Source organism: Nostoc sp. (genome assembly GCF_036919495.1).
Taxonomy (GTDB): Bacteria; Cyanobacteriota; Cyanobacteriia; order Cyanobacteriales; family Nostocaceae; genus Nostoc.
Genome location: NZ_JBALBZ010000146.1, coordinates 18,298 through 39,390 on the forward strand (window position 1 = coordinate 18,298; position 21,093 = coordinate 39,390).

General features: G+C 42.1%; 20 protein-coding genes. 10 read left to right on the plus strand and 10 right to left on the minus strand.

All coding sequences use genetic code 11. The features are described 5' to 3' along the window. Positions 1–112: 112 nt before the first annotated feature. Entirely contained in the window at positions 113–517 is a 405-nt protein-coding gene (fosX, locus tag V7K25_RS20585; RefSeq protein ID WP_335160346.1) for a FosX/FosE/FosI family fosfomycin resistance hydrolase, read from the minus strand. Positions 518–823: 306 nt separating this feature from the next. Then, positions 824–3,112 carry an FAD/NAD(P)-binding protein gene (locus V7K25_RS20590; RefSeq protein WP_335160347.1) on the minus strand — a complete coding sequence of 763 codons (2,289 nt, stop codon included), beginning with the start codon at positions 3,110–3,112 and terminating at the stop codon, positions 824–826. A 231-nt stretch (positions 3,113–3,343) separates the two neighbouring features. On the opposite strand from V7K25_RS20590, the gene V7K25_RS20595 reads away from it, so the two are divergent. Next, on the plus strand, positions 3,344–3,478 hold the full coding sequence (locus tag V7K25_RS20595; protein ID WP_335160348.1) for a DUF433 domain-containing protein: 135 nt from the start codon (positions 3,344–3,346) through the stop codon (positions 3,476–3,478). 349 nt (positions 3,479–3,827) lie between these two features. On the opposite strand, the gene V7K25_RS20600 is transcribed toward V7K25_RS20595, so the two are convergent. Continuing rightward, on the minus strand, positions 3,828–3,983 hold the full coding sequence (locus V7K25_RS20600; protein ID WP_335160349.1) for a hypothetical protein: 156 nt from the start codon (positions 3,981–3,983) through the stop codon (positions 3,828–3,830). 208 nt (positions 3,984–4,191) lie between these two features. On the opposite strand from V7K25_RS20600, the gene V7K25_RS20605 reads away from it, so the two are divergent. The 4 genes from V7K25_RS20605 (at position 4,192) to V7K25_RS20620 (ending at position 8,257) form a co-directional block, all read left to right on the plus strand. Then, positions 4,192–4,848 (plus strand): class I SAM-dependent methyltransferase family protein, encoded by a 657-nt coding sequence (locus tag V7K25_RS20605; RefSeq protein ID WP_335160350.1) that lies wholly within the window; start codon positions 4,192–4,194, stop codon positions 4,846–4,848. A gap of 3 nt (positions 4,849–4,851) precedes the next feature. Continuing rightward, positions 4,852–6,075, plus strand: a complete 1,224-nt coding sequence (locus tag V7K25_RS20610) for a glutathione S-transferase family protein (RefSeq protein WP_335160351.1) — start codon at positions 4,852–4,854, stop codon at positions 6,073–6,075. Positions 6,076–6,202: 127 nt separating this feature from the next. After that, the gene (locus V7K25_RS20615; RefSeq protein WP_335160352.1) at positions 6,203–7,903 is read left to right on the plus strand and encodes an FAD-binding protein; all 1,701 of its coding nucleotides are present in this window, start codon (positions 6,203–6,205) and stop codon (positions 7,901–7,903) included. A gap of 12 nt (positions 7,904–7,915) precedes the next feature. Then, entirely contained in the window at positions 7,916–8,257 is a 342-nt protein-coding gene (locus tag V7K25_RS20620) for a 4Fe-4S binding protein (RefSeq protein WP_335160353.1), read from the plus strand. A gap of 10 nt (positions 8,258–8,267) precedes the next feature. Here V7K25_RS20620 and V7K25_RS20625 read toward each other — a convergent pair whose 3' ends face one another. Next, entirely contained in the window at positions 8,268–9,287 is a 1,020-nt protein-coding gene (locus V7K25_RS20625; protein ID WP_335160354.1) for an isopenicillin N synthase family dioxygenase, read from the minus strand. A 272-nt stretch (positions 9,288–9,559) separates the two neighbouring features. On the opposite strand from V7K25_RS20625, the gene V7K25_RS20630 reads away from it, so the two are divergent. From V7K25_RS20630 to V7K25_RS20640, 3 genes are all read left to right on the plus strand, one after another. Continuing rightward, the gene (locus V7K25_RS20630) at positions 9,560–10,597 is read left to right on the plus strand and encodes an NADP(H)-dependent aldo-keto reductase (protein WP_335160355.1); all 1,038 of its coding nucleotides are present in this window, start codon (positions 9,560–9,562) and stop codon (positions 10,595–10,597) included. 121 nt (positions 10,598–10,718) lie between these two features. After that, positions 10,719–11,369, plus strand: coding sequence for a hypothetical protein (locus V7K25_RS20635; RefSeq protein ID WP_335160356.1), 651 nt, complete (start codon positions 10,719–10,721; stop codon positions 11,367–11,369). Positions 11,370–11,487: 118 nt separating this feature from the next. Further along, on the plus strand, positions 11,488–12,321 hold the full coding sequence (locus V7K25_RS20640; protein WP_335160357.1) for a phosphate/phosphite/phosphonate ABC transporter substrate-binding protein: 834 nt from the start codon (positions 11,488–11,490) through the stop codon (positions 12,319–12,321). 19 nt (positions 12,322–12,340) lie between these two features. Here the strand turns inward: V7K25_RS20640 and V7K25_RS20645 are convergent, their stop codons facing one another. After that, positions 12,341–13,588 carry a tetratricopeptide repeat protein gene (locus tag V7K25_RS20645; RefSeq protein WP_335160358.1) on the minus strand — a complete coding sequence of 416 codons (1,248 nt, stop codon included), beginning with the start codon at positions 13,586–13,588 and terminating at the stop codon, positions 12,341–12,343. Between the two features lie 545 nt (positions 13,589–14,133). On the opposite strand from V7K25_RS20645, the gene V7K25_RS20650 reads away from it, so the two are divergent. Then, positions 14,134–16,440 (plus strand): cation:proton antiporter domain-containing protein, encoded by a 2,307-nt coding sequence (locus tag V7K25_RS20650; RefSeq protein ID WP_335160359.1) that lies wholly within the window; start codon positions 14,134–14,136, stop codon positions 16,438–16,440. Between the two features lie 123 nt (positions 16,441–16,563). Here the strand turns inward: V7K25_RS20650 and V7K25_RS20655 are convergent, their stop codons facing one another. The 5 genes from V7K25_RS20655 to V7K25_RS20675 all read right to left on the minus strand — a co-directional run bounded on the left by V7K25_RS20655 (position 16,564) and on the right by V7K25_RS20675 (position 19,795). Then, complete coding sequence (locus V7K25_RS20655; RefSeq protein WP_335160360.1) at positions 16,564–17,583, minus strand: GGDEF domain-containing protein; 1,020 nt, start codon at positions 17,581–17,583, stop codon at positions 16,564–16,566. Positions 17,584–17,935: 352 nt separating this feature from the next. Then, positions 17,936–18,241, minus strand: coding sequence for a diguanylate cyclase domain-containing protein (locus tag V7K25_RS20660; protein WP_335160361.1), 306 nt, complete (start codon positions 18,239–18,241; stop codon positions 17,936–17,938). Next, a complete protein-coding gene (locus V7K25_RS20665) occupies positions 18,159–18,890 on the minus strand; it encodes an ABC transporter substrate-binding protein (RefSeq protein ID WP_335160362.1) in 732 nt (243 codons plus the stop codon). Before V7K25_RS20665 ends, V7K25_RS20660 begins: the two co-directional genes overlap by 83 nt. 361 nt (positions 18,891–19,251) lie before the next feature. Further along, positions 19,252–19,605: a hypothetical protein gene (locus V7K25_RS20670; RefSeq protein ID WP_335160363.1), complete on the minus strand. Its 354-nt coding sequence runs from the start codon at positions 19,603–19,605 to the stop codon at positions 19,252–19,254. Next, the gene (locus V7K25_RS20675) at positions 19,577–19,795 is read right to left on the minus strand and encodes an Hfq-related RNA-binding protein (RefSeq protein ID WP_335160364.1); all 219 of its coding nucleotides are present in this window, start codon (positions 19,793–19,795) and stop codon (positions 19,577–19,579) included. The genes V7K25_RS20670 and V7K25_RS20675 overlap by 29 nt, the downstream gene beginning before the upstream one ends. Positions 19,796–19,864: 69 nt before the next feature. Here V7K25_RS20675 and dapF point away from each other — a divergent pair, with 69 nt between their 5' ends. Continuing rightward, positions 19,865–20,704, plus strand: coding sequence for a diaminopimelate epimerase (dapF, locus tag V7K25_RS20680; RefSeq protein WP_335160365.1), 840 nt, complete (start codon positions 19,865–19,867; stop codon positions 20,702–20,704). The last annotated feature ends 389 nt before the right edge of the window (positions 20,705–21,093 follow it).

The window sequence follows — 21,093 nt, forward strand, 5'->3', positions numbered from 1 at the left end:
GAAACGAACAGATAAGAGTTATAAAAAACGTGAGCGATCGCTTTTGCAAAACTTTTCATACCTATACCTACAAGGGGACTTTTAAAACATCCTCTTAGAACTACCAGAACATTTATATCTGGTGATACCTTTGCAAACGCTGATGCAGAATACCTGTGTGTAACTCAAACAAATGATTGTCGTAGTCGTAAAAATATAAGGAACGTCCTTCACCTTCCACACGGCTCCGACCGTCCTTCATATCAAGCCCAAAATTTCTAACTTTAGCTGCGTAAAGTTCGTAGTCCTCTTCAGTTATTTTAAAAGCCACATGATTATAGGTTTTCTCTGGTAGAGCCTCACCCTCCATAATAGCAATCCATAAACCACCTATGAGAAAGAACTTTTCTTTCGAGATAGAGAAAGTTTGGTTACCGCTAGAATAAACTTCTTTGGCGTCAAATATGAATGTGAGGAATTTTGTCATCCTCTCTAAGTCTCTCACAATGAAGGTAATGTGGCTAATTCCTTGAATCATTTAAATCTGTACATAGTGTTCATGAACTAATCAATTTTGCTGAAGAGAAGTAAATGTGAGAAACAGAAAAAACCCTTTCCCCGCTCCTCACCGAAGAAGCGGAGGGGCAGGGCGCTCAAAGCTTGGGGAGCAAGCCCTGACCTGGAGCCGTGGAGCGGAGCGGAACATGGGTATGAAGCCCCGCCATAAAGGGCGCTCTTACTGGGGCGGAGTACAAGCTCGTCTGGTGTTTTCCCCCTTGCTACCCTGCCCCCTGCTCCCCTGCCTCTTTTGACCTTCACCCGTTATTTTTGGGTTGGCAGAACACTAGATATACATAGCAAAGTAATCATTGTAGATTTCTGTATTAGTCATGACTGTGAGTTCTATTTGTTTTTGTTCTTCATCTGTTGCCGAACTCGTAGCCTGGTCTAAGCTTTCTTGGGGGATAAAATCACCACAGTATTCATTCGCAGGTACTGTTGCATTCATCTTCTGGGGATAACTCAATTTGAGATTATTCATGATGGTAATGAATTGACTACGACTGCGTTCGCTAAATCTGGGATTAAGCCGTTTTTCTTCGCCAATGCTAGAAACTGTACGTCCTTTATAGTCATGGGCAGGATATACCAAAGTATCATCTGGCAAGGTGAATAAGCGTTGTGTCACCACATCGTATAAAGTTCCAGGATCACCTCCTTGAAAATCTGTACGTCCACAACCACGAATAAATAAGGCATCACCAGTTAACAAATAGGTTTTGTTCACCAAATATGCTATGTGACTGGCGCTGTGTCCTGGTGTAAAAATTGTTTCGATGATTACCGATCCCACCTCTAGGATTTCGCCACCCACAAGGGAGCGATCGGCTTTTGTCACAGCAGTATTCTGGGGAACGATTACTTGAGCGCCTGTTCGTTGCCTAAGTTTGCCTGCCCCTGTAATGTGATCGGCATGGAGGTGGGTTTCTAGACAGTAGCGTAGCTTTAATCCCAATTCATCCAATGATTCCAAATCGCGGTCAACTTGCTCTAATACAGGGTCAACTAGAACAGCATCTCCTGTCTGCCGATCGCCAATTAAATAAGTATAACTACTAGTTACAGGGTCAAAAAATTGCCGGAATAGGAAAGTTGACTGCGGTATCTCTGCACTGCGCTCGCTTAACAAAGGCATCGTCGGAATAGTCCGCACACGCACTGGTAGCGACTGCAACAACGCCTTAGATAATTCTTGCGCCTGTCCCCGTAATTCTGGAACGGCGATAGTTTCCCACAAGTCACCCTTGCGCGGAGTTCCCAAGGTATAAAACAGCGTCGAAACGTTACCGTCTGCTGCATATAAAGCACCGTGGGTATCTGTATCTAGTCCTAAACCGATGGCATTGGGGCGAATTAATTTCTGCGATCGCAAATCAGTAATCAAAGGATGAGGCGATCGGCGATAATCTGCTGCTACCCCTGTACAATTCACCACTCGGTGGACATGCAAGATATTATTAGTTTGGGTCTTGCGCTGGCAGACGGTCACTGCCACACCATCCGGCAAAGCTTGATATTCTCGAATCCGCCCGGCGGCAATGGTGAGTTGACCAGAATCCAGCATTTCAGTTACAATATCTGCCACTCTTGGGGCAATGCGGTGACGATGCACGTCCCAGTAGGGTGTTAGATGACGCAAAAAACGTTGCTGTTCCTCAGTTGGTAGTTTTTGCCAGATTTTCTGATTCAGTGGACGCAGAGAATCAATTACTGCTCGCCAGTCGTAGCCTTGGATAGCCGCAATTTCCACCTCAGCACGCAGGCGATGCAACCAGTCGCGCACACTTTTTGGTGAATTTTCTAGCGTTAAGAAGCAGGCATAAGGTTGAGCCGCTTGATGTTTGAGGGGAAATAATCCTCGTCGGGACACAGCATAAATTTTACCTCGATGTTGGCGATCGCTCAGAGATAAAACCATATCCACCATCGTTAGTCCCGTACCAATTAGCAACACAGGCGCATCAGCATCAAGGTCTGCTAGGGCATCGGCTGACCAAGCATTCCGCAGATAACTTTCATCATTACTGTTTGGGTTTTGAATAGCGGGGGGTGCAGAAGGTGAGTTTCCCAATGCCAACACAACTCTGTCTGCGGCAAAACAGCGACCACTACGTAGAGAAATCATTGCGCCTTTTTCTTCAGGCTTTACCCCTACCACTTCATCGGTGAAGCGTTCTAGTCGCACATCACTGGGTGCTGTGGCTTCTGCTTCTGCTAAAACCGATTGAATGTATAAACCATAAACCTTACGAGGTATGAAGGTACTGGCATTGACTTCTTCTGAAAAAAATGCTATTAACTCATCACGGTTGTGCTGAAGCCAACGTAACAAGTGCCCCGGATCGTGGGCAAATGCACTCATGTTGCCTGCCGATACATTCAGCAAATGACAGTTGGTATCGGTGCTGTAGGCGATTCCCTTGCCAATTTGATCGCTACGCTCAATCAGTTTAATGGTGAGGGGTTGACTGGCAGTTTTCAATAGGTGGGTAGCAACTAGAGAACCACTAAAACCTCCGCCAACAATAGCGATCGTGGTTGGAGTATGGGCAGTTAAAAAACTAGGGTTCATGGCGGTCTTAATTAGAATCAATAGTTACGCCTGTTTCATAAAGTCTATCTAACCGGATTAAACGCATTTCCCATCCAGCTAAAAGAATTAAGACTTGATTTCTTATAAATTCTTATAATACCTGCTTTCAGACATTAAATACATTTAATTGATAAATTAACAGTAGTTTGTGACTTCTTGACAGAATCGGTACAATTATCATCTAGGAAAGTTCTCAAGATATTCATATCTATGGTTCAAGCAACAGAACATCTTTACGTTGTCAAAAACGAGCGTATTCTAGGTGGTGAGCTAATTATCAAGGGAACTCGTACATCTGTTAGGGCGATCGTTGAAACTTGGCGTATGGGTGTATCTCCTGAATAAATTCCCCAAGGTTTGCCTCATCTAGCCCTGGCACAAGTGTTTGATGCGTTGAGTTATTACAGCGATCATTAAGATGAAATTAATGTTTATATTGAACGTAACCGAATCCCTGATCAATTGATTGATCCCTTGGTGCGAGATTTATGAGTAACTTTTTCATTCACTAAGGGACTTCCAAATAAAAAAATGTTCCAAAACTGAGGCAAAAACTCTCTCTATTTCTTCTCTCTGCGTTCTCTGCGCGGCAGTCGCTCATGGGGGAAACCCCCAAGACCGCGCTGCCTTGTCTCTGTGGTTCGTTTCTTGGAATAATTTATTTCTTGGAAGTCCCTAATTTACAGCTACTATATCAATCATCCAGTTTTAATCCATCTGGTCGATTGGCATTGGCTTCATCGTCTTTCCAAGCTAACTTGAATAGTTCAGAAACTTTGAATTCAGAGTAGGCATACCCACCATCAGCAGGTCTTACATTTTTAGTCCACTTGAGATGCTGTAAATTCATTTTTTCTTTTACCAGGTTAGTCTTTGTTTTATAGCTATTTATTATACAAAGAAGCACGTATTAATACTCCATTGAAGGTAATTATACGGAACAAGACTTGATTTTATATGAGTGTCTATGATAATCTGCCTTCATCAAATTACAGTTAATTGATAAACTAACCGTAGTTTGTGATTACACAGTGTGCATCAAACGGGAATCACTCCTTATGCCAAAAGATTGGTATGAATGGCACGATCTATACGACACTGAGCCAAAATTGCAGCAGCGTCTAGAAATCGTGCAGGAATATATTGCTTACAGCTTGAATGCCTCACCAGATGGCGCTATCCGAATAGTGAGTGTTTGCGCGGGTGATGGACGAGATTTACTAGGAACTTTAAAAAATCACCCCCGTGCGAAGGATGTTTCCGCACGACTGGTTGAAATAAATTCAAATTTAGTTGAGCGCGGACGAGCAACTATAGAGTCTTTGGGTTTAGCCAAGCAAATTGAGATTATCAATGGTGATGCAACTCTTGCCACTAACTATGTAGGAGCAGTACCAGCAGATATCGTGATTGTGTGTGGTGTCTTTGGCAATCTAGCTGAGGAAGCTGAACTCAATCGCTTACTAGATAACCTGAGTTTTCTGAGTAAACCGGGTGCTTTTGTCATTTGGACTCGTGGACACTCTAACGGTATTACTTACTCTGACAATGTACGAAAAATTTTAAGTGCATCTGGATTTGAAGAAGTAAATTTCAAGCTTACCGCCACGGGAGATATGGGTGTTGGTCTTCATCGATACCTTGGTGAAAACTTGGCTGCACCTAAAGAGCAACAGTTATTTGTGTTTTCCGGCATTCCTAGTAAAGTGAGGTAAAAAATGTCTATTCAAAACACAGTGTCAACTTGGGAAGAAGTTTTAGAAACTGCTAGAAAAAATACCTCTGCGCGTAGGGTAAAGAGGACAGGACAATCTCCTTCTACTGCACCAATACCCAGCAGTTTACATAAACTTCCCCCAAATACAGAACCGCTAGTCTTGCTTTATCGAGATACTAATTCCTGGTGTCCTTTCTGCGAACGAGTTTGGTTTGCTCTGGAAGAAAAGGAAATTCCCTTTGCAACGGAGTTTATTGATTTAACTAATAAACCTAAATGGTACACTGACCTAGTTCCCACAACCCTTGTCCCAGCAGCAAAAATTGAGGGGAACTTAGTATATGAATCCAAAGATATTCTCTTGGCTTTAGAAGAAAGGTTTCCACATCCAGCATTATTGCCGGAAAATCCAGAGGAAAACGCTGTTGCTAGGCAGTTGGTTGAAGAAGCTGAGACTAACGGTTTTAAAGAGATTGCTTACAAATTCCTGAGAGAAACTCCTGTAGATGCTGATGAGTTGGCAAACTTGCAAGCAGCTTTTGAGGCTAAGTTAGATGAACTTGAGCAAGCTTTAGCTAAATACCCTGGCTCCTACTTTGTCAGTACATTTAGCTTAGTAGACATTCTGTATAGCCCCCATCTAGATAGATTGGCGGCTAATTTACCTGTGTATCGGGGATACCACCTCAAAGGAAATCCTCGCTTTCCTCGAATTAATGCTTGGTTTGATGCACTTAATCAGCGTCCTGCTTATCATCGTGTTAAATCGGATAATATCACCAATAATTTATTGTTGCGTCGCAGATGGGGTGTAGAACCGATTGGAAATCCTTTACCTTTAGATGTGGCAGATAGTGAGAAAATTCAATATCGAGCCGAAGCAGCTGAGAGATTGAGCGATAATCGGGAAGTTGCGATCGCAGATGTTATCAAAAATTCTGGAGTCCAAGCTTTAGCAGCAGACGGTGATTTTACCACAGTTAAGGACGCTGTTGATTTTCATTTGCGACAACTAGCTGATTATCTCATTCATGCTAATAGTGCAACTTTACCGGGTGGAAGGACTGGTGGTAAAAATAGTAGTGTTGATCCCCTATTCGCTGCTGTGGGTGCTATTACTTTCGCATATTTGAGAAATCGCATCTGCGCCCCTCGTGATATGAGTGCTGGTGCAGCAACGGCGTTTCGCGCTGCGATCGATAAATTATTGACATCTGTTTATTAATTTTGTGAGCGTTGCTGATTGAATGTATGAATTTGCCTGATACAGAAACGCCGCGAAAAATCGGAGCGCTTCTAAATTCTGACTCCTGAATTCTGCCGTACTGTAGAAACTTATTGAGGAAAGGGAATTGCTAGCAGTCCATAGTGAAAATGAACTACAATTAACTGCTGACGTACTGGTAATTGGTGGTGGCCCTGCCGCAGCCTGGGCAGCCTGGGCAGCAGCATCTCAAGGTGTCAAAGTCATTATTGTTGATAAAGGTTTTCTGGGTACGAGTGGCGCAGCTGCTGCTAGTGGTAACGGCATCATGGCTCCGTCTCCAGAGAATTGGGACAAAGTTTTATCGGAGCGTTATCGCGTAGGAAAAAACCTCGCTAACTTACGTTGGATCGAGCGTGTTATCGAAAAAACTTGGCTGAGTTTGCCCTTAGTGGAAAGTTGGGGCTATCGTTTCCCTAAAACTGAAGATGGGGAATCTGTTCGTCAGAGTTATTATGGCCCTGAATATATGCGCGTACTTCGCAAAAACCTTTTGCGTGTTGGTGTGCAGATTTTCGATCAAAGTCCGGCTCTAGAGCTTTTATTGGCTGACGACGGCTCAGTAGCTGGAGCAAGAGGGGTGCAGAGGCAAGATCATCGTACTTATACCGTTCGTGCTGGTGCAGTAGTCTTAGCCAATGGCGGTTGTGCATTCTTGAGTAAAGCATTAGGTTGCAATACCAATACAGGTGATGGATTGCTGATGGCAGTAGAAGCCGGCGGCGAACTTTCTAGTATGGAAGCTTCCAATCACTATGCAATTTCGACGGCTTTCAATGCCACTGTAACCAGGGGTGTTCCCTTTGGCTGGGCTAGTTATACCGATGAAGCAGGCAATGATCTGGGTGGCTATACCAATGGTCGTCGCGATCCATCATTCCTCCCTAATGCCCTCCTGAAAGGCTCCGTTTATGCTCGTTTAGATCGAGCCACACCGGAAGTTAAAGCAGTGATTGAAAAGTCTCATTTCATCGCTTTTCTACCCTATACAAAAGCTGGTATTGACCCATATACAGAACGAGTGCCTGTAACACTTGTTTTAGAGGGTACAGTCCGTGGTACGGGTGGGATTCGGATTGTGAGTGATAATTGCGCTACAAAGGTTCCTGGCCTCTATGCTGCCGGTGATGCAGCATCGCGGGAGTTTTTAGCCGGTTTAGCTTCTGGAGGTGGTGGCCCCAATGCTGCCTGGGCAATCTCTACAGGGCAATGGGCTGGAGTTGGAGCAGCAGACTTTGCTAAGAGTCTGGGCGCTCATGCAAATGAAAGGGTTGCGCGTCCTGCTGGTAAAGTGGGATTGCGATCGCCTACGGTGGGCGGAACGCCATCGCCTTTGGCGGGGCGTAGTTCATCGTCATCCTCACCCACTTCTGAAACATTTAATAGCGAGGCGATCGTGCGCGGTGTACAAGCCCAGATGTTCCCTTTGGAGAAGAATTACTTGCGTTCTGAGCAGGGACTTTTGGATTCTCTCGCCAAATTAGAAACGCTGTGGCAGCAAGTACAAGGGAACCCGAAACAAGATACAGTGCGCGATGTGGAATTTTCTCGGCGAGCGGCTGCTTTAACGGCTGTAGCACGATGGGCATATTTTAGCGCGTTACATCGCAAGGAAACGCGCAGCGAACATATTCGCATAGACTATCCCGAAACCGATCCAAATCAGCGTTATTACCAAGCAACAGGTGGCTTAGATAAGCTTTGGGTGAGGCGTGATTGGATTACGGATGCGATTGCTACACCACCAGTAATTACCACTCAAACCACACCTACTGTATCAAAGTTGTAGCAGGAGTATATTATGATCGAGCTTGTCAGCCATAAACTATGTATCAATTGCAATTTGTGCGTCCAAGTTTGTCCTACCAATGTCTTTGACTCCGTACCTAACGAGCCACCTGCGATCGCCCGCAAGGAAGACTGTCAAACTTGTTTCATGTGTGAGGCATATTGCCCTGCGGATGCACTCTATGTTGCGCCGCAATCTCATACTGATATTGAAGTCAATGAGGATGATTTAATTGAAAGTGGCATCATGGGTGAATATCGTCGCCTTTTGGGTTGGGGATATGGCAGAAAAAATAATAGTGAATTGGATACGGCTCATCAACTGCGCCAATTACCGCGTCCTTATCAAAGTTAATTTAGACTCTCTAAAGCACTTTTTGTTGTAGTTCTGGAAATACTTTAGAGACTTTATTCAAAAGATAATCGCCATAAGTCCCGCGAAATTCGTGGACACTGGCTTTATCCCAGCGATCGCTTTTATCATCATTCACTACTATGTCGTTCAGTTCAATGGGTTTGACTTCAACGTTAAAATTGGGATCAAAGAAGAACGGGAACGAAAGGCGATGACTTGTTGATAAGTTCTGAACGCGGTGGGGTGTTGAACGATACAGTCCTCGTGTCATGCGATCGAGCATATCCCCAATGTTGCATACGAATGAACCAGGAATAGGAGGTGCATCTATCCAACCAAACTTTGATTTGACTTGTAATCCACCAACATTATCTTGTTTGAGTATAGTTAATACTCCATAATCTGTATGTTCACCAACGCCCCATTCAGATTTAGATAATGATGGATTGGGAGGGTAATTGAAAATCCGAAATAATATTAATGGATCTTTTGTATAACGTTCAGCAAAATAGGATTTTTCTAACCCCAAACTTAGAGCAATACCAGCCATTAAGGTGTGTCCAAGTTTGGTCATTGAGTCTATATAATCCAGCACTGTTTCTCTAAATTGAGGAATATTGGATGGAAAAAGATTTCGACCGTGCATTGGTACACCAACTTTTACAAGTGGATGGTCTTCTGCTAGTTCTGCACCGAAGTAAATACCTTCTTTTAAGTCGGGTTTACCTGATGTTAACTCGTTACCCACGGGGAAATATCCTCGCCATGCTTTACCACCAAGAGCCATAGGAATCTTCAGTTTAGTTTCTAAATCCTGCGTGAAAAATTGTTGACTGAGATGTTCTAGTTGCTCTTGTAGTTGTTCATCAACTCCATGCCCGACGATATAGAAGAAACCGTAATCTTGGCAGGCTTGTCTAATTTGGTCTGCAATTACATCAGAATAGTTACTAGTTTGAGAAACCAATGTACTAATATCAATGACGGGAACTTTTGAAAACTCTTTGTTTACAACTTGTAAGATTGTCATACTCTACTTTTATAGTCGTTTTTAGACTAATTATAATGTTGATATTGGGGATGGCGATCGCTAACCCTAGTAAAATATTTAGACAAACGATTCTGAGTATAAATTTGTAAATTTATTTTTAACCCGACAAATCAGTAGAGATAACGTAGTATAATTTAAATAATTCTCAATTATTTCTGCAAATAGCAATAATTTACTGAACAAGGAGTAATTTACTATCTAATAGCAATTGCGTAAAAGCTTTATTAAATTTTAAAAAATAATCCAGAAATATGCTATACAATCAACTAGGTAATAGTGACCTTAAAATTTCCGAAATTTGCCTTGGCACAATGACTTACGGGCAGCAAAATACTATTGAAGAAGCCCATCAGCAGCTAGATTATGCCATTAAAGAGGGGATTAACTTCATTGATGCGGCTGAGATGTATCCAGTACCAACCAGTGCTGAAACCTATGGCTTAACCGAAACTTACATTGGAGAATGGTTAAAACATCAGCAGCGAGATCAAGTAATAGTCGCTACTAAAATTGCAGGGCCTGGTCGCGGCTTTAAATGGCTACGTGATGGAGCTAAAGCCGTTGATCGAGATAATATAAAACAAGCTGTAGATGATAGTCTAAAAAGATTGCAAACAGACTATATTGATTTATATCAAATCCATTGGCCAGACCGTTATGTACCACGTTTTGGACAAACAGTTTTTGACCCTAATCAAGTCGGAGAAACAGTTCCCATAACTGAACAACTAGAAGTTTTTGCCGATGTCATAAATGCAGGTAAAATTCGCTATATCGGCTTAAGTAATGAAACTCCTTGGGGCATTGCACAATTTAGCCATGCAGCTAAACAATTAGGATTACCTAAAGTTGTTTCTATTCAAAATGCTTACAATTTACTCAATCGAGTTTTTGATGGCGCTCTTGCAGAAGCAGTTTATTACGAAAACGTTCCTTTACTAGCTTATAGCCCTTTGGGATTTGGCTATTTAACTGGTAAATACCTCAACGGTAAACCAGAGAAAGCAAGAGTTAATTTATTTGAAAACTTTGGTCAACGATATTTAAAACCAAATGTTAGCAAAGCAGTAGCAGCTTATGTAGAAATTGCCAAACGCTATCAACTAAGTCCTGCACAATTAGCGATCGCATTTGTGCGGAGTCGTTGGTTTGTCGCCAGTACGATTATTGGTGCTACCACACTAGAACAACTTAAAGAGAATATAGAAAGCATCAATGTAGTTCTTGATAAAGATATCTTGGCTGAATTGGATTCAGTTCATACTCAATATCCGAACCCAGCACCTTAACAATTAAAAATTAAAAGTATTGAGTTTTGAGTGCAGAAAAGTAGGTTGGGTTAAGCGTAGTGCAACCCAACAAAACAATACAAATTTTGGTTTGAAAATAGTCTTTAGTACCCTTAAAATTATGACGATCGCAACAGCATCAGTTGACCAAAATACTATTCGTCGCCGTGGTACTGGTTTAAGAGCTTATGATCCTGACAAGGTATTCAAAGGTTATACCCTTTTTACACCACTCACAGGTAAAGGAGAAGTATATCTTCTGAATCTAGAAGGGGAAGTAGTACATCAATGGAATCTGCCATATTCACCGGGTTTATATGCTTATCTTTTACCCAATGGCAACCTTTTTTATAATGGGAAAACGCTAGATATTCCGGCACATTTTCCTTTGTGGGCTGCCTTTAAAGGTGGCGTTGTCTTAGAAGCAGATCCCAAAGGAAATATTATTTGGGAGTACAAACATCCAGATCATCATCACGACGGGCGCAGACTACGCAACGGTAACACGATTTTATTAGCTATTGAAAAGATACCTCAGTCTTTAATTCCCCGGATCAAAGGCGGTGTAGCAGGAACAGAAGCAGACGGTGATATCTATGCTGATGTACTTGCACTACCAGAGGAATTTACTCGTCTACGCCAATGGAAAAAGGCTTTAAAACAACGTGATTCTGTGGTGGCGTTCGTCTTTGACGTTGCCGCAGGCATCGCTAATAGTAAGGAATTCTACATAGAGAAATATGCTAGATTTGCTACTCCTGTTGCTGCCTAGCGCTGCTTTTTGTTAGTCAAAATAATTTTATCTTTCCCTAAGTTTTCGTCGCTCAAAAAAGGGCGGCGAAAAACTAAGGATTCTGGAGAACTTTCAGCCTGAAACTGCTATATAAAAAATGGCTATATATTATAAAAAAAAGTTGCAAATTACATCTTATCTGGCTCCCAATTGGTTCGGATTCTATCAGGCGATCGCAGCTTATTTAGGTCGTGTTTTAAAAGCAGAATTCCAACTACAGCCAGGTGAATGTGATCCCTTAGAAGATCCTCGGTTATTTGAAGACCAAATCGACCTAGCTTTTATTTGTGGATTACCACTAATTCGGTATAGTCAAATAGTTTTAAATCAATTCCAGACATTAGTTGCGCCAGTAATGCAATCATCACGATATAGCAACCGCCCTATTTACTACGCAGATGTAATTGTCAATGCTAATAGTAATATCAAAAAGTTTGCAGATTTAGCAAAAAAAACATTTTGTTATAATGACCTTGGTTCTAACAGTGGTTATAATTTACTCTGTCATAGATTAACTCAAGAAAAATATCCTGAAAGTTTTTTTGGCAAAATGCTACAATCAGGTTCGCATCAGCATTCAATTCGCTGGGTAGTTGAGGGATTGGCAGATTGTGCATCGATTGATAGTGTAGTGCTAGAACAGGAATTGAAAGATTTTCCCGAATTATTACAGCATTTGCGGGTGGTGGAAGTGTTGGGGCCTTCCCCGATGCCACCTTTAGTAGTAGCACAGCGTCTAAATATATCTTTAATTCAGCAAATGCAGTTAGCACTACTCCAACCAGATGCAGAGTTGCAAAGAGTCATGGAACAGTTTGGAGTCAGACGTTTTGCCGTAGTGGAATTAAAAGACTATCAGATATTAAATCAGATTTATAGCGTAGGCGTAGCCCGTCGTAGACATCGCTCTTGTGTTAGCTTGTCTAGGTAAGGGATTTCCAACTAAGTTTTTAAGACATAGCATAATCCCAACTCTGCTTTTGCGCTGACAAAACCACGTCTTGGTAAACCTGCTCAAATAATACTCGCTGTGCATGACTCCCTCCAATCTCATGCAAGCGTGGTAAAACAGGTTTCAGTTCCGCAACAGTCGTGTGGAAATCGCCTTTGGCATGAGCTACCATTCCTCTAGCTGCGGGAATTGCTACTTCTATCCAACTCCGTCGCAGAAAGGGATTAATATTTAAAGTGTGATACTGCATATTCTGAAGCATTTGGTTCACCCAATCATGGTGTCCAGCTTTGGTAAGGGCATAGACATAATGCAAATCCTGGAATGGTAATGCGTGTTCATCAATCCGGCTGTAAAGATAAGGACTGATGCTTTGCCAACGGTTCTCGACATTTACACCGCGCAATTCTAGGCGCAATAATAATGAAATTGCTCCTACTTGGTCTTTGGGAGATTGTTTGTTGGCACGTTCCCAAATATGCGTATCATAGAGTTTGAGAACTTTTTGGTAGTTTTCTAACTGCAAATAATATAGTGCAATGTGCCACCAGTTGTGAGTGTAGAGCATAGAGTTGCAGTTTTCCCAAGTGTCTGCAAAACTCTCCATCCAAGCTATTCCCTCATCGATTCTTCCCTGAGTCTCCATGACATGAGCGATCGCATGATGCGCCCAAGGATCATATCTATTTAAAGCGATCGCTTGATGTGCCATCTTTTCTGCTGCTTGGAGTTGATGACACTGTTCTAAACCAAATGCCACCATGCCGGATAAATAATGATTTTCAGGATTGCTTAGTAAAACTTTTTGGGCAATTTCCAGTAATTTATCTTTATTACCTGTATAAAAATAGTGATACTGCCCCTGCTGAACAGAAATCAAATCACGGGGAAACCTATTGGTAATTTCCTCATGAATAGCGATCGCTACATCAATCTCTTGATTTGCCCAAGCTGAAATTCCTTGCACATATAACTGTTCTCTGGCGGTAATCTTGGTGCAATACTGTTGTGCAGTTTGCAGATATGGTAAAGCTTGCTGCCAAGCTTTGCGGTTTTCTTGCGTGAGATAATAAGCAGCCGCATAAGCATTAGCTAATGCACAAGTGGGATCTGCTGCAATTGCTTGTAAAACTACTGTTTCTGCATCTTTACCATAACCAAGCATCTGATCGATAAAATGGTTAATTCCTGCGATCGCATTGGCTGAATCTGTTGTAACTACTAGTCCTTGTGCATCTTTAAGCATTATTAATTTCTTGCAGCAGATTTGTGAAGCAACCTACAAACTACGGTAAGTCTATAGGAATAATGGACTTACAAATTAGAGTATGTCATAGCTACCACGAAATTGCAATGATTAAACTACTGCAAACCTACAGAATAACCGTACTTAGTTTTTGTAAAGGTATTTCAGGGAACTCCAAAAAATAAATGGCGTTGCAGAACGGTGGGATGAATTGAGGGAAGCAGGGGAGGCAGGGGGAGGCAGGGGAGGCAGGGGGAGAAAAATTGGATAGTGACGTTGGATGTAGGAATTGAGTAATTTAATTCTTGGATGTCTTCTATGCAATGCCAAATAAATTATCTAATTTTTGAAATCAAAACGATTTTTTCTCCCCTTGTCCTCAAGTCCTCTTCCCCATGCCCAATATGCATATTTTGTCGCACCTTTACTAGCAGGTAATTTGTAAACTTAAGATTTCCTTTATGAATAGACTATAAACAAGCTGTTTGAGATCATAAAACTTTGTATGCTGAATTAATAGGTCTTAAATAGTTCTTTTAAAACTGGTGCAAGAAGATTTTAGGTTAATTGTTGATTTAGTTTTAGTTCTAGGCGTTGCTGCCTGCGGTGGACTGTTGGCGGCACTTTTGCGACAACCCGTGCTGCTAGGGTATCTCATTGGCGGGATGATCGTTGGCCCAGCCGGACTGGGATTGATTAAAGAACTTATTCAAGTAGAGACTCTGGCACAGTTCGGTGTCGCCTTTTTGCTATTCGCCTTGGGTGTGGAATTTTCTTTTGCGGAACTCAAGAAGGTAAAAGCGATCGCTCTTGGCGGAGGTGGACTCCAGATTGCTCTGACAATTTTGGTCACAGTTGTAGTATGCGGGTTAAGCGGAGCCTGGGGAACCTTACCTGCTAAGGGGATGTTTTTAGGGTGTATTCTATCCTTGTCTTCCACAGCAGTTGTCCTCAAGTGCTTGATGGAGCGCAACGAAACAGAAACCCCTCACGGGCAAGTGATGTTAGGGATTTTGGTAGTACAGGACTTAGCACTGGGACTGATGCTAGCAGTCTTACCAGCCCTTAACCAACCCGCAGAAACCATTGGTATCGCCGTGCTGACAGCGCTGCTGTGGATTGGTTTATTCGCTGCTGGTGCAATAGCTGCGGGGATTTGGCTGATACCGCCTTTGTTGCAACTGTTAGCCCGTACCGAAAGCCGAGAACTATTTTTATTAGGGGTTGTAGCTCTATGTTTGGGCATTGCTCTGTTGACAGAGTATTTGGGGCTATCGATTGAGATGGGGGCATTTGTCGCCGGTTTGATGATTTCTGAGGTGGAATACGCCGATCAAACCCTGACTTATGTTGAACCACTGCGAGATATCTTTGCCAGTTTATTTTTTGCCGCCATTGGCATGTTAATCGACCCAGTGTTTTTGTGGAACAACCTGGAATTGATTTTAGGACTGGTGGCACTAGTTTTCGTAGGTAAATTTTTGATTATCACGCCCCTAGTAAAGCTGTTTGGCTACCCAGTGAAAACAGCGATAATCGCCGGTTTGGGACTGGCGCAAATTGGGGAATTTTCCTTTGTTCTTGCCAGTGAAGGGCAAACCTTGGGGCTGGTATCCCGACAAATATACTTATTAATTTTGGGAACCACCGCAGTCACTCTCATGCTGACTCCCTTTGTCCTGCGGTTAGTGCCATTTTTATTTAACTTTGCCGAATCGATGCCCTGGTTGAAACCGTATTTACAAGAAGATCAGGTACGGGATGTGTCGGAAGATTTGCCCTTTAAAGACCATCTGGTAGTCTGCGGTTATGGGCGAGTCGGCAAAAATTTAGTCAAGTTATTGCTGCAACACGACCTACCTGTGGTAGTAATCGACCAATCAGAGAGTAGAATTCAGCAGTTGCGTGAGGCTGGGGTGTCTTATGTCTATGGCAATTGCGTCAGTTTACATGTTCTAGAAACTGCCGGGGTGAATCATGCCAAAGGAATGGCGATCGCACTTCCAGACCCCATGAGTACCCGTCTTTGCTTGAAACGCGCTCTGGAATTGCGCCCAGAATTAGATTTGGTTGTCCGTGCTACTCAGGATAAAAATATTGAAGTGCTGTATCAATTGGGAGCGAAAGAAGTTGTGCAACCAGAGTTTGAAGCCAGCTTAGAAATGGCAACTCATTTATTAACTAGCTTAGGCTTGTTGTCGCCAGCTGTCGTCCAACTGGAAATGCAGAAAATCCGCAACGATCATTATTTAGATTTTCGCCCAGAGCGTTCTGCTACTGAAGTTGCTCGTGATTTGCGCCAAGCAACTCGCGATCTAAATCAACGCTGGTATCCTCTACCATCTGATTCGCCCTTAATTGGTATGACCATAGAAGAAGCAGATATGCGCTACTTAACAGGAGCGAGTTTGATGGCAATTCGCCGCGCTAACGGCGATGAAATCGATTATCCCAATAATCAAACTCTTTTGGAAGAAGGCGATCGCTTGCTAGTAGTGGGAGCAGATGAAGAACTGGCAGCCTTGGCAGAATTCGCTAAGGGACAAGCTGCTGTTCCTGGAGAAAATAGCGCTTGCCAGTGGGTTACAGTGAATGCAGATACGCCAACGCTAGGTAAAACCCTTGGAGATTTAGATATCGCCAAGCAATATGGAGTACAAGTACAGGCAATCCGGCGAGATGGCAAGTTTATCCGCTATCCTGATGGCGGCATGGACTTGCGAGTTGGCGACCAAGTATTGTTATGCGGTAGCTTGACAGGTTTGAGTCAACTAGAAGGGTTATTTGCAGTCGGCACTAAAGTACCCCTTTCTATCCCAGTAGTAAAAGCTAGTGAGGCAGAAACTCTTTAAGTGCTTCTCCCTATGGATAATTTATGGAAGTAATCATTAGTTATCAGTTGTAATAAGAGTAATTTAATAAGAAATGAACTAATCCAATTAGCAAATATTGACATGAATAATTGTCCAAAAACTTTATAGCATTTTATGCATAATTTCGGAGCTTTTGTGCCTAATTTGTTGGTTTTTCTCCATTTTATGCATAATTTCGGAGCTTTTCTGCCTAATGTGTTGGTTTTTCTCCATAGCCTCTTGGACTTGCTTCATAAGCTGTTGGTTTTTCTCTTTAATCTGCTGGGATTTATGTATAAACAGGCATAATTCCTCTCTAATTAACAACCTATCTGAGAGGAACAGCTTTGCAAGAGTTTCAATCCGCTTTGCTTCTAGATTTTTAGTTTGCTCTTGACGACTGCACACACGATCGCGTCCTGCTGCCTTTGCTTGATACAATGCTTTATCCGCCGCCACAATTATTTTTTGAAAGTTAGAGTTAGATATAGGAATTACTGTAGCTAACCCAGCACTCACGGTTACATAAGAACTAACTTGTGAATTTTCATGGGGAATTGCCAGTTTCCGTACAGCAAAGCAAATTTTTTCTGCAATGTGAGTAGCACCAAGTATGTCTGTGTTAGACAAAATTACAGCAAATTCTTCCCCACCATAACGGGCAACTAAATCAGCAGGACGTTGAACAACATCTTTCATGACTTTAGCAATTTTACTAAGACAGCGATCGCCCATTGGATGACCATAGGTATCGTTATAGGATTTGAAGAAATCTACATCAACAAGGATGAGGGAGAGGGGCTGTTGTGAGCGTGTCATGCGCCGCCACTCAATATCAAGATACTCTTCAAATCGTCGGCGGTTAGCCACTTGAGTTAAGAAATCGATAGTAGCTATAGTACTTAATTGCTGCAATTGTTCATTAGCGGCTTCTAGTTTTTGCTGAAGTTGGCGACGCTCTAGTTCTTGGCTGGCTATCAAAAACTGATATTCCAAATTGCTTAAGCTTTTGCCCTGTGCCCAGTCTAAAGCCTCTTGCAATGCCTGCCCCCGCAGTAAACATGACTCATCTTGATAGCCGGATGCTAGCCAAGCACTAAATGCTTGGCAATAAGAAGGGAGATTGTCTAACTGCACAATCATTTTAATCTATATAAAAATTTAATTATATTAGACGTTTATTTGATTGATGCCTGTTTTATTACTTTTGGAATAAAAAAATCTAAAATGCAAAAGCAAGCGATCGCTATTCTCTGCTAACTTCGGCTAAAAAACTGTCACTGGTTTGAGTTGGTAACGTTAAGGATTTTTTATAGTGGTAATAAAAAGGATTTATACCACTACAAGGTTTTCCTAATTTGGTAAATTTTAGCCAGCACCGTGGGAAGGGGCGTTTCAAACGCCGATTTTTGACTAACTACGCGATGTCCAGATCCCCGACTTCTCGAAGAAGTCGGGGATCTAATTTTTCAGGAATGATTTAAGATTGCTATATCTAATGAGTACAATAGCGATCGCACCCCTTTTGTTTAGCATTGTACAGTGCTTTATCGGCTGAAGCGATGAGTGTATCTGGCTTGATGTCGTAAGTGGGTATGACACAAGTAATACCCAAACTAAGGGTAACGATATCTTTGACATCAGACTGTGCATGGGGAATAGCCCGATCGTGAATTGCTTGTTGAATATTTTGTGCTACTTTGATTGATCCAGCTAAGTCAGTATTGGGGAGGAGTACCGAAAATTCTTCTCCACCGTAACGCGCCACGAGATCGGCAGGACGATAAACTGTCTGTTGCACTATTTGCGATATCTAAAATTAAGCCAGGGGTTTGTTTGCTGGTAAATAAAATATGTCCCCCTAATTTCATTGCTTCAGAAAAATGGGGTTCCCAAGTGTGTCCGGCTTGAATAGTATTATTTTTCAGACGTTGAGGAATTTCTGAGGCCTCTAATTTAACCAACTTCACATTATCGCTGGTTAAGTTAGCAGTTTTCAACATTTCAGTCACGAAAACTTCGCTAAACCCGCCTAGATTTGCACCCAGCTTTTTCCCTTTCAAGTCAGCGATCGTTTTAATTTGTGGTTGGACTACTACCACATCTGCTCCTGTTGATTCATCTATAACGATCGCACCTTGTATATGTGGATTTGTGGCGCTCAAGATTATAAAACTTCCCAAGGACAATGAAATCCCATCATACTTACCCGCGCTGAAATTTGCTTGTTCCAATTGAATGGAGCGTTTATAAATTAGTTCTACATCTACCCCTTGGGCTTTAAAGAATCCTTTCTCTTGAGCAATGATGCCTGGATACTCCCCAACAAAAGATCCAAATATCAGTTTTAAGGGAGGGCGTTTTAATTCGGTCGGTGTCCAAGCATGACAAGCAAATAGCAAACAGGCGATAATGATAAAAATACTAACGTATCTAAGAAGTTTAAACATAGAATATTTGATATCTTTGTACTCATTGTCTAATCAAATATTCAACTAAATAAATTAATTGATTGATAAAAATTAAACTTACGGACAACTTTTGTTAGAAACTAAATTAAAAAAGTTTGTTTTAGTAATTTTTATAACTAATTCTATAGCAAGATTAGTATTTAGCTTCTAAAGTAGCCTCATAGAATTGATTAATCTCTTCTTGAGACATAAAAATTCGCTTATCTTATCAGATGTTAAACAATTTTCTTCTGTATATTCAAAATTTTAAGAATTATTTTTAGCAAAGATATATTTGACATTTAGATGCTTGCCAGTGTATTTAATGCTATGTTTTGCAAAAGGTTTAAGTAGAAAGTCATCACACCTGCCTGAAAGAACGATCGCTAAAACACTTCGCCGTTAAAGCGATCGCAACCTTAGCATTGCCTTTGGTAGTAATATTAACAGGTGGGGATGGAAGTAGATTGCTGAGAGCGGTATTAGCGTTACCCAGCAATAAAAGGCAATTTTCATCTCCTAAGGGACTTCCAAGAAATAAATTATTCCAAGAAACGAACCACAGAGACAAGGCAGCGCGGTCTTGGGGGTTTCCCCCATGAGCGACTGCCGCGCAGAGAACGCAGAGAGAAGAAATAGAGAGAGTTTTTGCCTCAGTTTTGGAACATTTTTTTATTTGGAAGTCCCTAAGTTGTTTTCGGCTTGATGTATGCAATCGCTTGTTTCCAAGCGGTGGTTTGCTGACTGTTTTCATCCGCAATACAGATACACTGTGGATCTTGCCATACAACCTTTCCTGTCAGCACATCACCAGTCAGCAGCTTTAATTCTACTGGCGTTGTTTGTTTAATCAGGTTTTGAACTTGGATAATACTGGGTAAAGTGGTGTCAAATTCGGTAAGCATTTTTAGTAAAGATGAACCTACAAGGCAAAATAAAGAGTAACTAATCCTTGATAATTCATCCTTGAAGAAATGGCAATCGAATTTACTAAGTATCATGGTCTAGGCAATGACTTTATTCTGATTGACAATCGCTCGTCATCATTGCCTGTAGTGACTCCAGAGCAAGCCATCAAGTTGTGCGATCGCCATTTTGGTATCGGTGCTGATGGTGTAATTTTTGCTCTCCCTGGAGAAAATGGCACTGACTACACTATGCGGATTTTTAATTCTGATGGTTCAGAACCAGAAATGTGTGGCAATGGCATTCGCTGTTTAGCTGGCTTTTTAGCCGACTTAGAAGGGGAATCCCGAAATCAAGACTCATATCGCATTCATACTTTGGGTGGTGTAATGACTCCCCAACTGTTATCTGATGGTCTAGTTAAAGTAGATATGGGTTTACCCAGGTTACTCGCTAGCGAAATTCCTACCACCCTTGCACCCAATGAAGAAAAAGTAATTTCTCAGCCGTTAGAGGTGGCGGGGCAAACTTGGGATGTCACCTGTGTAAATATGGGAAATCCCCACTGCATTACCTTTGTGGAAGATGTCGCAGCAATTGAGCTAGAAAGCATAGGCCCAAAATTTGAGCATCACCCAGCTTTCCCTCAACGCATAAATACCGAATTTATTCAAGTGGTACGCCGTGACTATTTGAAAATGCGGGTATGGGAACGAGGTGCTGGGATTACCTTAGCTTGCGGGACTGGTGCTTGTGCTTCCTTGGTAGCTGGAGTGTTAACGGGGAAATGCGATCGCGCCGCGACTGTAGAATTACCAGGTGGCCCCTTGCAAATTGAATGGTCAGAAATCGACCAACGAGTTTACATGACAGGCCCGGCTGAACGAGTATTCACTGGTAACCTGTAATCAACCAGGGCTATTTCGTTCTAGACATAAACCGCCCAGAACTAAAGTTCCGGGCTAATAGCCCAACTCCACTAAAGTGGACTAAAAGCCTTAGAATTTATTCTGAGGCGGGCTAGGTGAGAATGAAATAGCCCTGTGTAATCAACTTATTATTGGCATTATTGAAGTAGTAGTACCATAGAAGACTAAAAACTTATTTTAAGCGGTTTGTAGTAAGGACTTTAGTGCTTACTAAATCAGGACTAAAGTCCTTACTACGAAATTTTTAAGATTCACTTTCTGCTGGAGATTGGATCGGGAGCATCCCATTTTTGCAAAGACATTAGATAGCAAGTTGACCATTGAGGTAGGCACAGCGAAGTTGTAGTATGGACGGCACATTGGCAGGA